A 16,582-nucleotide genomic window follows, 5' to 3' on the forward strand; every position below is an offset into this window, starting at 1 on the left:
TGTGTGAGCGCTATATTATGGATATAACGCTTAGACGTCAACTAAAAAATAAATTAAGCTTGATCAACTGCTTCATTTTTCGGCAGTTTCAGACTCTCATTCAGTTTTTCCCAAGCTTTTACTTCTTTCTTGCTAGGAGCACCGACCACTTCCAGCGCGTGGCGCAGACGGGCAAAAGTTAGATCCGGACCAATAGTGACCATGGTCTGCATGACTGGGGTAGAAGCGGTTGAACCGGCAATCGCAATAAAGAACGCTGGCATAAAGTCACGTAATTTAATGCTCATCTGATTCGCCAGATCCATCAACGTTTGGCTAACAGTGTCATTGTTCCAGGTGAACAGGCTTTCTAGACGCCAGATCGCAAATTGCAGGCTTTGACGCACTTGTTCTTCAGAAAGTTTTTTGCTTTCGAACTGTTCTTTAGTCAAAGTCGGGAAATGGTTGAAATAGTGCGCTGACCAGTTCACTGCTTCAGACAGCAGATTGATCCGTGGTTGAATTGCAGCAGCGATTTCTTCCAGTTTGGCACGGTCTGCTTTCCAAGCCAGTAAGGTATCTAACAGTTCAGCAGGAGAGAGAGCTTTAATCCATTGGCCATTTAACCAGTTGAGTTTCTCAATATCGAAGATAGGACCACCCAGAGAGACACGGTTAATGTCAAAGTGTTCAATCATTTCAGCCAAAGTGAATTTTTCACGCTCATCTGGCATTGACCAGCCCATACGGCCTAGATAGTTCAGCAATGCTTCTGGCAATACGCCGATATCTTTGTAGTAGTTAATTGAGGTCGGGTTCTTACGTTTAGACAGTTTTGATTTGTCTGGGTTACGCAGTAGAGGCATGTGGCACAGGACTGGCATGTCCCAACCAAAGTATTTGTACAGCAACTGATGTTTCGGTGCAGATGGAATCCATTCTTCACCACGAATCACATGCGTAATTTGCATCAGGTGATCATCAACCACGTTTGCCAAATGGTAAGTTGGCAGACCATCCGTTTTTAGCAGAATTTGCATGTCGACTTGCGCCCATGGAATTTCTACTTCACCACGGAGCATGTCATTAAAGGTACATACCCCTTCAGTCGGCACTTTCATACGGATCACGTGCGGTTCACCAGCTGCCAGACGACGTGCCACTTCTTCTTTAGACAGTTTTAGACCGCGGCCATCATAGCGTGGAGTTTCGCCACGAGCCTGCTGTTCAGCACGCATTTCATCCAGTTCTTGCGCTGTTGCGAAGCAGTAGAAGGCATGACCTTTATCTACCAGTTCTTCTGCGTATTTTTTATAGATGCTCATGCGTTCTGACTGACGGTACGGTGCATGTGGACCACTGACATCTGGACCTTCTGACCAGTTCAGGCCTAACCAGCGTAGGGAGTCCAGAATCATTTTTTCAGATTCAGGAGTAGAACGCAGCTGATCCGTATCTTCAATACGAAGAATGAATTCGCCACCGTGCTGTTTGGCAAAACACAGGTTGAACAGGGCAATATAGGCAGTTCCCACATGCGGGAAACCGGTAGGAGAAGGTGCAATACGAGTACGAACAGTCATAACCGGATCTAATCTTAAATATAAAATTGCAGCTATTATAACGAAAAAGCCACATCACTTAATGCTTTATTCAACATTGAATGATGCGGCTTTTCAGGATGAGCAAAATATAACGAATGTGGAGAACTAAAACTAAGTCTTATGAATTGCTCGGAGAAAAGATACTTTGCACAAAGCGGGTAAAGCGCAAGTTTTGAGCTGCAAAAAAGCTTTGAGTCGGATTTGATTTGAACGCAGTCAGCGCTTTAAGTTCATCCTCAGTATGAAAAGCATTTTTATCAGCTTTATGTTGCTGAATTGCTTTTTCAATTGGTGAGGTTTTCACTTCAATTGCACTTACAGAGGCTTTAGGTAGCTCTGTTTTCACAACTACGGCATGGCCAAGTTGAATCGAGAACAGCGTGATAAGACTTAGGATGCTGGCTGTAAATATTTTAAATTTCATATCCAAACTTCCTCCTTGGCTTTGGTTAATCTTGTTTTGTTAAAAATGTTGTTATAATACTGGCTACAATCTAATCACATTCAGATATGAAAAAGTAGAACCAAGTCACATTTTTTACAAAAAACTAATATTTCTCTGTGGAAAATTACTAAATCTCAGGATTTCCACATTTAAGTTGCCTATTTGTAACAGATAACTGTGTAGAGATCGTGAAGAACTGTCTTATATTGTAGCAGGATATTAAATTTTTAGGGGAAAATGTATCCGAAATGAATTGTGAGCATATATATCAAAAATAGAATATGATTGGATAAAATATTATAAACACATGATTGTTAAGTAATTTTTTTGTTTATATAGTGCTGAGTAAATTAGCAATGAGTGCCCATCATGAAAAAGATAATAACTTCTACTATCTCCAAGTGAAAGAGGACTCCACCCGTCAGTCAGGGTGGAGGTGAATTTCACAAATTTCAACCTTGTTGATTCTGAATATATTGTTTGATTATTTCCAAAGGCGCACCACCACAAGACCCTGCAAAATATGATCTTGACCATAAAACAGGTTTTGTATAATTCCCTCTCAAGTCTAAAAACTCATTTCGCATTCTTCTACTTGTTACAGACTTTAAATTATTAACCAATTTGCTTAACTGTACCGTTGGTGGATACTGAATAAGCATGTGAACATGGTCGGATTCACCATTACATTCCTTTAATTCAGCATCAAAATCTTTACATATTTCAGTTGCACACTCATTGAAATATTTATGATGCAACTCACCTAGTATTTTTTTTCGATATTTCGTTATAAAAACTAAATGAACATGAAGATTAAAGGCTGAATGTCGGTTTTTATATATCTCACTCATTGAAAAAATATACCTAAAATGTTAGAATCAGCACCATATTACCAGATACACACTCATTAATGAAAATCAATAAAGCGTATAAATTTAGGCTTGAGCCTAATGTCGAGCAAGAGGTTATTTTAAATAATCTCGTTGGCTCTGCACGCTTTGTTTGGAATCAAATATTAGCAATTTCATTTGAAATGTTTGCTCAAAATAAACACATTAATGCGGTGAATCTAGTAAAAAAGATAACAGCACTGAAAAAGAATCCTCAGTTTAGCTTTTTAGATGGAAATTCAAATGCTGTGTCACTTCAACAAAAAGTTCGTGATCTTGCATCAGCATGGGGGAAGTTTTTCAACCCTAAAGAACATGCTCGACTAAAAGAAAAAAAGCGCAAACCTAAGAAACCTAAATTTTTTAAATTGGCTGATGGTACTGAGGTTCAGTTGCGCCCACTTATGCCTAGATTTAAGAAAAAATCAGACGGTTATGATTCCATTCGCCTTGTACAATTCGATAAATACTGTTGGGTTAAAGGAAATAAACTCAAACTCCCTAATGGCGTAGGTGTTATTAAATTCAGGAAGTCGCAAGAGATTCTAGGCACAATAAAAAATGTGACGATCAGTAAGGTGTCAGGACGTTGGTACGTTTCATTCTGTACTGAAACAGAACTTACTGAAATGCCGATCCACCCATCAAAATCAGCGATTGGTGTTGATCTTGGTGTTAAGAAATTAATCACTACCTCAAATGGTCAGGTCTTTGACCCGATCAATAGCTTTAAAACCAATCAGATTAAATTAGCTAGACTTCAACGGAAGCAGAGAAAGAAAGTTAAATTTAGTCAAAATTGGAAAAAACTGAATTTTAAAATCAATAAACTACATCATCACATTGCCAATATTCGTCATGACTACTTGCAAAAAATCACTACAACGCTCAGCAAAAACCACGCAATGATTGCTGTTGAGGATTTAAAAGTAGCAAATATGTCGAAGTCAGCAAGTGGCACAATCGAAAATCAAGGAAAGAATGTAAAAGCTAAGTCAGGCTTAAACAAATCAATCCTAGATCAAGGTTGGGGCATGCTCGTTAGTATGTTGGAATATAAGCAACAATGGCGAGGTGGATTACTTGTAAAAGTTGATCCGAAGTACACAAGTCAAACCTGCTGTGAATGTGGTCATGTAGCAAAAGAAAACCGACAAACTCAAGCTAAATTTGAGTGTGTCGGATGCGGTTATGTTGCGAATGCGGATTTAAACGCATCTCGTAATATATTGTCGGCAGGACATGCCGTTTTGTCTGTGGAGGGTGGATGCGGTAAAGGTCGCCCTAAGAAGCAGAAAGCAAGCGAAATCCGTGAGGAAGTCGCCTAAGAGCTTTGCTTTTAGAATCCCCCACTTGAGTGAAAACGAAAGTGGTGGGAGTATGTCAATTATATTCACCAAAAGGGCAGGAGCTGGCAGCGAAATATTACTTCCGTCCACGTGATGCTAAAGCAGCAGCAAAATATGCGGCGCAATTCCCAAAAATCCAGACTTTTACCATTGATAAAGTCTTTGGCGGCTGGGCAAAAGCGCAGAAAACCCATTTTGTGAATGGAGCCATCTACGATCAAATCTCTGCGGAAAACCGTAAATAATTCTAATTACTGAACCATAAGTAGAAAGCGGATAATTTATTATCCGTTTTTTTTATATCTAAAGCATAAAATGCTATAAAAATAGAATAAGCCTTTAATTTAGATATTTTTATTATATAAAACATGAAATTAAAACAAAAAATAACTAAATATTACCCTGTATGCACTTTGTTTGCTCAATTGCGAAAAATAATTTTATTTCATATAGTTATATCTAATGAAGATAATCTCCCGATGCTCTTATGAAAACTCAATTAAAATCACTGGTTAGTGCTGCCTTATTGGCAACAGGTCTGACATTTACTGCAACTGCGAGCCAAGCCGCGGATCGTGAATTCCTGAACGTTTCTTATGATGCGACCCGTGAATTCTATGACGAATTCAACAAATCTTTTGGTGCCTACTGGAAAAAACGAACCGGTATTGATGTGAACTTTAAACAGTCTCACGGCGGTTCAGGTAAACAGGCCCGTTCTGTGGTTGACGGTTTAAAAGGTGATGTGGTGACCTTGGCATTGGCAAACGATATTGAAGAGATCGTAAGATCTGGTCAGATCCAGCCAGGCTGGCAAAAAGAGTTCCCGCACAATTCTGCACCTTATACTTCAACGATTGTCTTCATGGTACGTAAGGATAACCCCAAAGGAATTAAAGACTGGAAAGATCTGACTAAACCGGGTGTAGAAATTATTACACCAAATCCGAAAACTGGTGGCTTGCCACGTTGGGTTTATCTGTCAGCTTGGGGTTATGCAGAGAAACAGCCGGGTGGTAGCAAAGCCAAAGCCCAAGAATTTGTCGGCAAGCTTTATAAAAACGTCAAAGTGATGGACTCTGCTGCACGTGCATCGATGACCACATTTGCTGAACGTAATATTGGTGATGTGTTGTTAACTTGGGAAAATGAAGCCCTAGTAACACAAAAAACTCTCGGTAAAAATAAGTTTGATATCGTTTATCCATCTTTGACCATTCTGACTGAACCCTCTGTAGCCATCGTAGATCGTACCGTAGATAAAAATGGCAATAAATGGTTAGCTAAAGGTTATATCAACTATCTTTACTCTCCACTTGGTCAGGACATGGCAGCACGACATTTCTACCGTCCACGTAATGAGAAAGTATTAGCCAAATATTCATCACAGTTCCCAAAAATTAAAACCTTTACCATTGATGAAGTATTCGGTGGCTGGGCCAATGCACAGAAAACTCACTTTGTGAATGGCGCAATCTTCGACCAGATCTATAACTCGAAGCGTTAATCTGTTGATTAGAAAATAAATTTAAAATATAAAAAAGCTTCCTCGATGGAGGCTTTTTTATCGGCTGTCGAAAAATAAAAACGGTTTTCTCTATAGAAATTAATATTTATCTACAAAAAGTCGTTTGGAGCTTTAGCTAAACAGAGTGATAATGTGCAGTTAAATTTTTCGCCCTATTGATTGAGTTTTTATGTCACATATTTCTGTATTACTTCACGAAACGATTGATGCCTTACTGGCTGGTCGCAATACGGGAATTTATGTGGATGGAACCTTTGGTCGCGGTGGGCATACACGTTTATTACTTTCCAAATTAGATGAAAATGCACGCGTCTATGCTTTCGATAAAGACCCGCAAGCATTGGCTGTTGCCGCAGAACTGGAACAGGGAGATTCACGTTTTAAAATTATCCATGCCAGCTTCGCTGATTTAAAACAGGCATTAGCTGAGCAGGGTATTGAAAGTGTAGATGGTGTGATGGCTGACTTAGGGGTGTCTTCACCGCAGCTGGATCAGGCAGAACGCGGTTTCAGCTTTATGAAAGATGGCCCGCTGGATATGCGTATGGACAACTCGCAAGGTCCGACTGCAGCAGAATGGCTGGTGGATATTGAAGAAGAAGCACTGGCCAATGTGATTTTTCAGTATGGGGAAGAGCGTTATAGTCGTCGTATAGCCAAAGCGATCAAGGCTGCCGGATATATTGATACCACAGCCAAACTGGCGGAAATTGTGAAAGTTGCCCATCCAAAATGGGAAAAAAATAAACATGCTGCCACCCGAACTTTCCAGGCAATTCGTATTGCTATTAATAAAGAATTAGAAGATATTGAAACTTTCCTCCCTCAAGCGGTTGAAATTTTAAAACCAGAGGGACGTTTGGCTGTGATCAGCTTTCATTCATTAGAAGACCGGTTGATTAAACAGTTTATTCAAAAAGAATCAACGCTTGAAGAAGATTCAGGCTGGGGAATGCCGCAACAACAAAAGGATACGCGACGTTTAAAGAAAATCGCCCGGGTCAAGGCAAGTGATGAGGAAGTTAAAGCCAATCCTCGTTCACGTAGCGCATGGCTGCGCGTGGCAGAACGTTTAGCTTAATAGGCACATCATGAAAACTGAAGTGGTTGATAAAAAAACAGAAAAGTTATGGCTGAAAAAAGTCATTATTTACCTCATATTGATATTGATGGTCTTCATCAGTGCGGTATTTGTCGTCTTCCAAGTCTTTGAATACCGTCAGGATAACCGCAAACTAAGTACCTATCTGCGCGAACGGGATGACCTGAATGCAGAGTGGGGACGTTTGCTGATTGAACAGCAGACCTTTGGTGCGACCGCGCAGATTGGTACCCGTGCAGTGACCCAGTTAAGGATGTATTCACCTCCGATTTCACAGAGTGTCGTGATTTCCTTACCACAACCTTCAGATGAGAAAAAATAAGGCTAGCGCTCGAACATGGTAGACAAGAGAAAGAAGCAACCGGTACGTAAAAAGCAGTCCGTCACCGAGAAAAATGCCTTAAATGTTTATATCAACCGTTTTTACATCATGTGGGCTGTGGTGCTGCTGTGTTTTGTGACACTGATCGGCCGAGCTTTCTATGTGCAGATTATCAATAAAGACTTTCTGCAAAATAAAGCCAATGCCAATATTTTACGAACCAATACCATCAAGGCCATGCGTGGCGTAATTTATGATCGTAATGGTATTCCGCTGGCGATCAGTACGCCGATTATGAAAATCGTGATTGACCCACGTGACTATTTTGATAATAAAAAACTCTATGATGAAACCATGCTGGCACTACAGAAAGAGCCGAATAGCCGTAAACTGAAACGCCAGCTCCCAGATAAAAACCTGAATCTGGATGAGCTGGCTGATGCAGTGGGCATGGATCGTGCTGAATTGCGCAAAAAGATGGAAGAGCGTCCACGTTCACGTTATCTGATCCTGAAAAAAGAAGTGCCGCCACAACAGGCGGAACTGATCATGAAGCGTAATTTCCAAGGTGTGTATACCGAGAAAAACTATAAGCGCTATTATCCTCAGCCCCAGCCAAACTCCCAGATTATTGGTCTGACCAATAGTGAGGGAATTGGGATCGAAGGTCTGGAGATGCAGCTGAATACCCGTCTTGCCGGTCAGGATGGTGAACAGCAGATTATCCGTGATAAAAAAGGCAACCGCGTTAAAGAACCGGAAGTGATTAAAGAAGTGGAGCCGGGTGAAAATATTACCCTGAGTATCGACTCACGTTTACAGTACATTATGTATCGTGAACTCACTGCAGCAGGCGTCGCCAATAATGCCCGCTCCGCAACAGCGATTGCAGTCGATGTCAAAACCGGTGAAATTCTGGCAATGTCTTCTTGGCCATCTTATAACCCGAATGACAAGAATGGCTTATTAAATAAAGACGCAATGCGTAATCGTGGCGCTGTCGATTCCTTCGAGCCGGGTTCAACCATGAAGCCGCTAACTGTGGCGATGGCTCTAGAGAGCGGGAAATATACGGCCAATTCGGTCATCAATACGAGTCCAGGTAGTATGCGGGTCGGAAACCACACTATTCGTGATACGCATAACTATGGTCAGTTGACGTTGGGTGGGATTATCCAGAAATCATCAAACGTCGGAGTAGCTAAATTAGCTCTGTCACTGCCGTATGAAACTTTACCGACTTTCTATAAACGTCTTGGTTTTGGTCAGCGTTCCGCAGTGAAATTTCCGGGTGAAAGTTCCGGTCTGATTCTGCCGCCAAGTAAATGGAATGTGTCTGAAGTAGCAACCATGGCCTATGGTTATGGTCTGAATGCGACTGTGCTGCAACTGGCTGATGCCTATGCCATGCTGGCGAACAAAGGTGTGAAAGTGCCTTTAAGCCTGTATAAATTAGAAGAACAGCCACAAGGCGAGCAGATGATTGATCCACAAATCGCAGAACAGGTTCTGCTGATGATGGAAACAGCAACTTTGCCTGGTGGTACAGCAACCCGTGCAACCGTACCTGGTTATCGTGTTGCAGGTAAAACGGGTACTGCGCATAAATTGCGTGCCGACCGTAAAGGTTATTCAACCAGTGAATACCGTGCCTTATTTGCCGGTGTAGCACCCGTGAGTGATCCGCGTATTGCTATGGTGGTGGTCGTGGAAAATCCGCAAGGGTCTTATTATGGTGGTACGGTATCTGCACCTGTCTTTGCCCGTGTGATGCAGGAATCTTTACGCCTGCTAAATGTCCCGTTGGACAAACCTTTAGAATCTCCCAAAGTCCAGTAAATAGGTGATCAATGTCCATTACATTTCAAGATCTCTACGCCGTTCAAGAACCTGCTGAATGGATGCGACAATCCTTTCAGGGTTTCGAACTGGACAGTCGCAAAGTTAAACTGGGGCAAATTTTTATTGCTCTGACCAGCTTGTCTCAACCTGAAAAAACCGCAGAATATGCCAAGAAAGCCCTGTCATTAGGCGCGTTAGCAGTGATTTCAGAACAAGAGCTAGGTGTTACTCCAGCTTTGGTAGTACCCAATGTCCGTCACTTGATGGGCGAGTGGCAAAAGCGCTATCTGCAAGCGACTCAGCCAGTCAAGGCTGCCCGTATTCTGGCCGTAACTGGTACCAATGGTAAAACCACAATTTCCCGTCTGGTTGCTGAGTTGCTGATGCTGCAAGGCAAAGCTTGTGCAGTTATGGGGACTACAGGGAATGGTGTTTTGCCGAATCTGGAAGCCTCTTCTCATACCACACTGGATGCCCTGCAATTGCAAAATGCCTTGCATGCCTATGCACAGGCAGGCGCGGAATTTGCTTCAATTGAAGCGAGTTCGCATGGTCTGGAGCAGGGCCGTCTGAATGGTTGTGCGATTGAAATTGCGGCTTATAGCAATTTAAGTCGTGACCATCTCGACTATCACGGTACGCTGGAAGCTTATGCAGAAGCAAAATCGCGTTTATTCAGCTTTGAATCTCTGAAAGTTGCAGTCATCAATATTGATGACGCACATGCAGAGGTGATGCTGAATACTGCAAAAGCCAATCCGAATCAGCCGAAAATTCTGACTTATTCTTTGTCGCAAGCAGCTGATTATCAGGTTCAGGATATCCAGTACAGTATTTCCGGTGCTGAATTCAAACTGATCACTGCACAAGATACATTTACTGTGCATAGTCCTTTGCTGGGTCATTTTAATATCGAAAATCTGGTTGCCAGCCTGGTTGTGGCAGAGCAAGCCGGTTTTGCATTAGCCGATTTAATCGCAACTGTGCCCGAGCTGAAAGGTGCCCCAGGCCGTATGCAGGTCATTCGTGATGATGAGCGTTTATTTGTTGTGGATTATGCACATACTCCAGATGCCCTCACTCAGGTCTTGCTTACGCTGAAGCGCCATGTCAGTCAAAAACTCTGGGTTGCTTTTGGTTGTGGCGGTGACCGTGATCGTGGCAAACGCCCGTTGATGACTCAAGCAGCCCTCGAAGGTGCTGATATTGCAGTGCTGACTTCGGACAATCCACGTACTGAAGATCCAAACCAGATTTTCGCTGACATGAAGCAGGGTATCGATTTTTCAGACAAAAGCTATCATGAAATTCATGACCGTCGTGAAGCAATCCGCTTTGTAGTCGACCAGGCGCAGCCAGGTGACATTATGGTGATTGCCGGTAAGGGACACGAAAATTATCAGGAGATTGATGGGGTGCGACATTGGTTTGATGATGTGGTCGAGGTACAGGCCGCAATTGATGCCCAGCATCACAACCGTGATTTAGCATTTCCAGCGCATTAGGATTTCACATGCATACTTCAACAACAAGTACCGTGCCTCTAGAGCCATGGACAATTGAACAGTTACAGCAAGCCACTCAGGGTTATTGGCTGAATGATAAAAAACCTGAAAGTCAGATTAAGCGGATTTTAACTGATTCCCGTTATGCCGAAGCAGGTGACGCTTTTCTGGCACTCAAAGGTGAGCGTTTTGATGCGCATGACTTTATTGCTCAAGTGGCTGAGAAGGGCTGTGGAATCGCGATTGTCAGCCAACCTGTTGACGCAGATATTTGCCAGCTAGTAGTTGAAGACACTCGTCTGGCACTGGGTCATCTTGGCGCTTATCGTCGTCAGCTAAATCCACAGCTCAAGGTCATTGCTTTGACAGGTAGTAGCGGTAAAACCACGACCAAGGAAATGCTGGGCAGTATCCTGTCGCGTCTAGCTCCTACTTTGGTCACTCGAGGCAACCTGAATAATGATTTGGGTGTCCCAATGATGTTGCTGGAACTGCGTGCTGAACATCAGTATGCGGTGATGGAACTGGGTGCGAGCCATCAGGGTGAAATTGATTACACTTCCAATCTGGTACAGCCACATGTGGCCGGCATCATTAATATTGGTACCGCACATTTGGGTGAGTTTTGTGGTCGTGATGGAATTTGTCGCGCCAAGTCTGAAATCTATTCACATATTTCTGAAACTTCGATTGTGCCTGCAGCGGATGATTATGCCGAGCAGATCCGTGCAGCCGTCAAAACCGAGAAAACTTTGAGTTTTGGTCAGGGCGGTGACATCTATGCAACTGACGTAGAATTACATCCGCAATCTGCGACTTTCACGCTAAATACACCACAAGGCAGTAAAACCGTAAATCTGCCATTTGCTGGTGAACACAATGTGCAAAACGCAACTGCAGCAGTGGCTTTCTCTTTGGCGATTGGTATCAGTCTGGATGATATCGTGGCTGGCCTTGAGCAGGCCGTTGGTGCCAAAGGTCGTTTGAACTTTATACCGCATAAAGATTTTTTATTTATTGATGATACCTACAATGCCAATCCAAGCTCGATGCGTGCAGCGGCTGAAGTTTTAGCGCAGCAGCAGGGTATTCGAGTGATGGTGACCGGTGATATCGGTGAACTAGGTTCATCTGCCGCGATCGAGCATTATAAACTTGGTCGGGATCTAGTATCGGTCAAAGGCATTAATTTTGTGGTGGCTGTGGGTGAATTTGCTCCAGCTGTACAAGAAGGTGCACGTAGTACGCAATATGGTAAGAAAATGCAAGCTTTCCTGAATCAGGAGCAGGCTTTACCGTTTTTAATTGATTTGATTGAAACACATCATCCCCAGCCAATGTCTTTCCTGTTCAAGGGGTCACGTTTTACCCATATGGAAACATTGATGGCTGCATTGATGGAGAAACTCTAAATGCTGTTATGGCTATTTGATCATCTGGCGGGCTTTGATAGCACGTTTCAGGTGGTTCGTTATCTAACTTTACGTGCTTTGCTCAGCGTCTTGACCGCTATGACTATCGGTTTGGTCTTGGGTCCGATCATGATCCGTAAATTGCAGGCACTAAAATATGGTCAGGCAGTAAGTTCGTTTGCTCCTGAGAATCATGCCAAGAAAATGGGTACACCGACTATGGGTGGGGTGTTAATCCTGCTCTCGATCGGGATCTCCACCTTACTGTGGGCAGACCTGACGAATCCTTATGTCTGGATTGTGCTCTCGGTGATGGTGATTTTCGGCGCCGTGGGCTGGGCGGATGACTGGATTAAAATCCGTTATAAGGACAATGCCGGCCTACCTGCACGCAAGAAATTCTTCTGGACATCAGTGGGTTCTTTGGGTGCTGGTATTGCACTGTATGTGATCGCACAGCAGCAACCGAATCCGGTTGTGACTGCCAATATGCTGGATGTGCTGATTCCATTCTTTAAGGATCACACCATTCCATTGTCCGTGATTCCGCTGGGAATTGGCTTCATTATTTTCACTTACTTCGTGATTAATGGTGCATCCAATGCCGTAAATCTGACCGATGGCCTGGATGGTCTGGCGATCATGCCAATTGTTCTGGTTGCAGCAGGTTTAGGGGTATTTGCTTATCTGGCAGGCGATGTACGTTTCGCTAACTACTTACATATTCCTTATGTGAAATATTCTTCCGAACTGGTAGTCATCTGTGCTGCGATGATCGGTGCCGGTCTGGCATTCCTCTGGTATAACGCTCATCCAGCTCAAGTGTTTATGGGTGATGTGGGTGCGTTATCTTTAGGTGCAATGCTGGGTACGATTGCCGTGATGGTACGTCAGGAAATCGTGTTTGCGATTATGGCAGGTGTATTCTTGGTGGAAGCAATTTCAGTCTTCCTGCAAATCGGTTCATTAAGAATGCGTAATAAACGCGTATTCCTGATGGCACCTTTGCATCATCATTATGAAAAGAAAGGTTGGCGTGAAACTCAAGTCGTCATTCGTTTCTGGATTATTACGATTATGCTGGTAGTTTTGGGCCTAATGACCTTAAAATTACGCTAAGAAATGCATTTGAAAAAGTCGGCGCATGCCGGCTTTTTTGTTTTGGAGAAATTAAAAAATGAACCTACTGATGTGTCCTGTTTGTCGTGAGCAGTTACGCTTAAATGAACGTACATGGCGCTGTGACAATCAGCATAGCTATGATGTGGCCAAGCAGGGTTATGTGAACCTGCATGTGGTGCAGCATAAACATAGTAAAAATCCGGGCGATACGCCTGAATCTGTGCAGGCACGCCGTGCATTTCTGAGTGCAGGTCACTATGCACCTCTGCAACAGGCTGTGGTTAAGAAAATCCGTGAGCTGCGGATTGAAAATCTGCTCGATATTGGTTGTGGCGAAGGCTATTACACCAATGCCATGCAGGCTGAAGTCATGCAATGTGTCGGCGTAGATATTGCCAAAAATGCAGTTCAGGTTGCAGCTAAACTGAATAAAGAAATTACCTGGGTGGTAGGGACAGGGGCAACCTTGCCGGTATTGGATCAATTCATTGATCTGTGTACCAGCTTATTTAGCCCGATTCCGAAACAGGAAATCTTGCGGGTATTAAAGCCAAAATCTTATTTGATGGTAGTGACGCCTGCACCACAACATTTGTACGCGATGCGTGAAGCCTTATTTGAGGAAGTGAAAGCACACGAGCCACAGAAATTTGTTGAGCAGTTGCAGGATGTATTTAATCTGGTAAGTGAACAGGTGATTGATGCGCCAATGACTTTGCCTCAAGCGGATTTAAAAAACCTGATTGCTATGACTCCCTATGCTTATAAAGCCAAACCTGAACGCCGTTTGGCACTTGAGCAGCAGGATCAATTCAATTTAATGGCCCAATTCCAGATTTATGTATTTCAGAAGAAGTAAATCGGTTATTTAGAAATAAAAAATCCCTCATTATTGAGGGATTTTTTATTGGTTCAGATTATTCAAGTTCTTCAATCAAGTTTTCCAAAGGATCCACCACCCGATTTGGTTGTAGTGGCTGGTCTCTTGGCGCCACTCTTTCATCATCCGGTATGCGGATTTCCTGATCAGGCAAATCTTCAAAATCATTGCTTTGTCGCTTAGGTGCTACAACGGGGGCAGGGCGATACAGAGGCGTCGCTAAAGGTGGAGAAGACGGATCATGCTGTTCCTGCTCACCTTGCACTACTTTATTACGGTTAATAGGTGCTTTAGCATTACGATCCAGGCGAACCCAAGCTTCTGGTGTACCTTTTAAGGCATTACCCATAAAGTCGGTCCAGATTGGTAAGGCTGCCACGCCACCGTATTCACGGCGACCTAAAGTTTTTGGCTGGTCGAAACCGACCCAGGCAACGGTGACCAGCTTGCCATTAAAACCTGCAAACCAGGCATCTTTGGCATCATTGGTGGTACCGGTTTTACCCCCAATATCGCTACGACCAATTCTTAAAGCAGCACGTCCCGTACCATGCTGAATCACATCACGCAGGATATTGGCCATATCATAAGCAGAACTAGATTTTAAAATACGTTCTGCCTGACGGTAATTACTGTCTTCAGCCGAGATTTTTGGTGTCTCTGGTTTTTGCGCTAGGGTCTTGTTATTGATTTCAATTGCTTCATCATCAGGAGTGAGTGCGCCTGTTGGTTGAGGACTTTCTTCCTGAGCATTAATACACGAGATGCAGGCATATTCAGGCTTAGCCTCAAAAATAGTCTTGCCATAGGCATCTTCGATCCGCGTAATAAAATGTGGCTGAATCCGATAACCGCCATTGGCGAACGTAGCATAACCAGTAGCCATTTGGATTGGTAAAACCTGAGGTGTACCTAGAGCAATGGTATAGTTCCGTGGAATCTGGTTATCCTGCAAGCCAAAATCCATAAATAACTGACGGGTACGTTCAATACCGACGGTTTGTAATAGACGAACTGAAACCGTGTTACGTGACAGATATAAAGCACGACGTAAAGGAATCATCCCTAAATAACGGCCATCCGAATTACGCGGACTCCATTTACCAATAGTAATCGGTACATCATTGACCATAGTGTGTGGAGTCATACCACGTTCTAAAGCCAGAGCATAAACAAAAGGCTTAATGGTTGAACCCGGTTGACGCCAGCCTTGAGTCGCGCGGTTAAATTTGGATTGATAAAAATTATAACCACCGACAATGGCTTCAATCGCACCATTATTCGGGTTCAAGGCAATTAATTGGCCCTGTACCTGAGGCGTTTGTACCAGTGCCCAGGAACTTTTATTCTCATTAGGCCTTAAACGAACAATATCTTTAACTTTGACAATCTGTGATGCTCTGCTTGGTGCAGCACCTACACTATCTGCACTACGATAAGGACGGGCCCAGGACATGCCTGACCAAGGCACAGTTACGGTTGTACCATCCTGCATCAACGCTTCAAAGCTATTATTATTGACCTTGGTCACTTCAGCAGGGTAAGTGTTGGCATAGACACGGAAATTTTGCAGGGGCTGATCATGAGCCTCAGCACCTCGCCAGCCATGACGACGATCATAAGCTTCTAAACCGTCCTGTACCGCCTGTTCAGCATAAGCCTGACGTTCACTATGGATCGTCGTGTAGACTTTATAACCTGAATCTATGGCCTGTTCACCAAAATTTTCTACTAGTTCGGAGCGAACCATTTCACCGACGTAGGGAAATTTGTTACGCGTACTGCGGTCAGGCATATCTAGGTTAATCGGTTCAGCAATGGCTTCCTGATATTGGCTTTGATTCAGATACCCCAATTGCAGCATGCGACCTAAAATCCAGTTACGGCGTTCTAATGCACGTTTAGGGTTGGCCACCGGATTATAACGAGAAGGTGCTTTAGGTAGGCCAGCAATCATTGCCATTTGCGCAATCGAAAGCTCATCTAAACTTTTGTTGTAATAGATTTTCGCTGCTGCCGCAATGCCGTAAGCATTTTTCCCCAAGAAAATTTTATTGACATATAAAGTCAGAATTTCTTCTTTACTTAAATTCTGTTCTATTTTACGTGCCAGGAAAATTTCAGTCAGCTTACGCTTTAAAGTACGTTCGGGACTTAAATAGTAGTTTTTGGCGACCTGCATGGTAATGGTCGAACCACCAGTCTGTACATCAGAGCCGGTAATAGTTTCACTGACTGCACGTCCTAAGCCTTTAAAGCTGATTCCGCTGTGTTCGAAGAAACTGGAATCTTCTGCAGCGAGGAAGGCGTGAATAAATTCTTTCGGAATCTGTTCATAATTCACAGGAACAGAAAGCTTGCCACCATACTCTGCAATGAGCTCATTATCTGAGCTAAAAACTTGTAAAGGCTTTAATAAAGGTGCCTTTTTAAGCGTAGACATTTCAGGCAAAGATGGGGCAATATAGAGATACATGCCATAGAAACCCATCGGAATTGAGATCAAAATAATGATAATGATCAAAAAAAATGGATGAACAAGGCCTGAACAAGATAGCTTTTTCATAACAAGTAAGTTTTAATAAGAGCTAATGGCAAACTA

General features: G+C 43.2%; 13 protein-coding genes and 1 pseudogene. 10 read left to right on the plus strand and 4 right to left on the minus strand.

From position 1 onward, the window contains the following. Positions 1 to 53: 53 nt before the first annotated feature. From gltX to tnpA, 3 genes are all read right to left on the minus strand, one after another. Positions 54 to 1,562 carry a glutamate--tRNA ligase gene (gene gltX, locus FTU72_RS02495; protein WP_159122702.1) on the minus strand — a complete coding sequence of 503 codons (1,509 nt, stop codon included), beginning with the start codon at positions 1,560 to 1,562 and terminating at the stop codon, positions 54 to 56. A gap of 139 nt (positions 1,563 to 1,701) precedes the next feature. Next, a complete protein-coding gene (locus tag FTU72_RS02500; RefSeq protein WP_159122701.1) occupies positions 1,702 to 2,007 on the minus strand; it encodes a hypothetical protein in 306 nt (101 codons plus the stop codon). Positions 2,008 to 2,480: 473 nt separating this feature from the next. Further along, positions 2,481 to 2,879, minus strand: a complete 399-nt coding sequence (gene tnpA, locus FTU72_RS02505; protein ID WP_004970281.1) for an IS200/IS605 family transposase — start codon at positions 2,877 to 2,879, stop codon at positions 2,481 to 2,483. 59 nt (positions 2,880 to 2,938) lie between these two features. On the opposite strand from tnpA, the gene FTU72_RS02510 reads away from it, so the two are divergent. The 10 genes and pseudogenes from FTU72_RS02510 (at position 2,939) to FTU72_RS02555 (ending at position 13,959) form a co-directional block, all read left to right on the plus strand. After that, positions 2,939 to 4,246 (plus strand): RNA-guided endonuclease TnpB family protein, encoded by a 1,308-nt coding sequence (locus tag FTU72_RS02510; RefSeq protein ID WP_131260640.1) that lies wholly within the window; start codon positions 2,939 to 2,941, stop codon positions 4,244 to 4,246. A gap of 59 nt (positions 4,247 to 4,305) precedes the next feature. Continuing rightward, positions 4,306 to 4,512: pseudogene (locus tag FTU72_RS02515) on the plus strand (sulfate ABC transporter substrate-binding protein); the annotation flags it as partial. 242 nt (positions 4,513 to 4,754) lie between these two features. Next, the gene (locus FTU72_RS02520; protein ID WP_159122700.1) at positions 4,755 to 5,774 is read left to right on the plus strand and encodes a sulfate ABC transporter substrate-binding protein; all 1,020 of its coding nucleotides are present in this window, start codon (positions 4,755 to 4,757) and stop codon (positions 5,772 to 5,774) included. 190 nt (positions 5,775 to 5,964) lie between these two features. Beyond that, positions 5,965 to 6,876 carry a 16S rRNA (cytosine(1402)-N(4))-methyltransferase RsmH gene (gene rsmH / locus FTU72_RS02525; protein ID WP_034702209.1) on the plus strand — a complete coding sequence of 304 codons (912 nt, stop codon included), beginning with the start codon at positions 5,965 to 5,967 and terminating at the stop codon, positions 6,874 to 6,876. Between the two features lie 10 nt (positions 6,877 to 6,886). Next, positions 6,887 to 7,219 carry a cell division protein FtsL gene (gene ftsL, locus FTU72_RS02530; protein WP_159122699.1) on the plus strand — a complete coding sequence of 111 codons (333 nt, stop codon included), beginning with the start codon at positions 6,887 to 6,889 and terminating at the stop codon, positions 7,217 to 7,219. Between the two features lie 15 nt (positions 7,220 to 7,234). Then, positions 7,235 to 9,058: a penicillin-binding protein PBP3 gene (ftsI, locus tag FTU72_RS02535; RefSeq protein ID WP_159122698.1), complete on the plus strand. Its 1,824-nt coding sequence runs from the start codon at positions 7,235 to 7,237 to the stop codon at positions 9,056 to 9,058. Positions 9,059 to 9,069: 11 nt separating this feature from the next. Continuing rightward, positions 9,070 to 10,566, plus strand: a complete 1,497-nt coding sequence (locus FTU72_RS02540; protein ID WP_180052421.1) for a UDP-N-acetylmuramoyl-L-alanyl-D-glutamate--2,6-diaminopimelate ligase — start codon at positions 9,070 to 9,072, stop codon at positions 10,564 to 10,566. An 8-nt stretch (positions 10,567 to 10,574) separates the two neighbouring features. Beyond that, positions 10,575 to 11,978: a UDP-N-acetylmuramoyl-tripeptide--D-alanyl-D-alanine ligase gene (murF, locus tag FTU72_RS02545; RefSeq protein WP_180052420.1), complete on the plus strand. Its 1,404-nt coding sequence runs from the start codon at positions 10,575 to 10,577 to the stop codon at positions 11,976 to 11,978. Beyond that, positions 11,979 to 13,097 carry a phospho-N-acetylmuramoyl-pentapeptide-transferase gene (mraY, locus tag FTU72_RS02550; protein ID WP_175966246.1) on the plus strand — a complete coding sequence of 373 codons (1,119 nt, stop codon included), beginning with the start codon at positions 11,979 to 11,981 and terminating at the stop codon, positions 13,095 to 13,097. It abuts the gene before it with no gap. Between the two features lie 58 nt (positions 13,098 to 13,155). Next, positions 13,156 to 13,959 (plus strand): putative RNA methyltransferase, encoded by an 804-nt coding sequence (locus FTU72_RS02555; RefSeq protein ID WP_034702194.1) that lies wholly within the window; start codon positions 13,156 to 13,158, stop codon positions 13,957 to 13,959. A 58-nt stretch (positions 13,960 to 14,017) separates the two neighbouring features. Here FTU72_RS02555 and ponA read toward each other — a convergent pair whose 3' ends face one another. Continuing rightward, complete coding sequence (ponA, locus tag FTU72_RS02560; protein WP_180052419.1) at positions 14,018 to 16,546, minus strand: penicillin-binding protein PBP1a; 2,529 nt, start codon at positions 16,544 to 16,546, stop codon at positions 14,018 to 14,020. Positions 16,547 to 16,582 lie beyond the last annotated feature (36 nt).

It is taken from the genome of Acinetobacter sp. YH12137 (assembly GCF_013418535.1).
Classification (GTDB): Bacteria; Pseudomonadota; Gammaproteobacteria; order Pseudomonadales; family Moraxellaceae; genus Acinetobacter.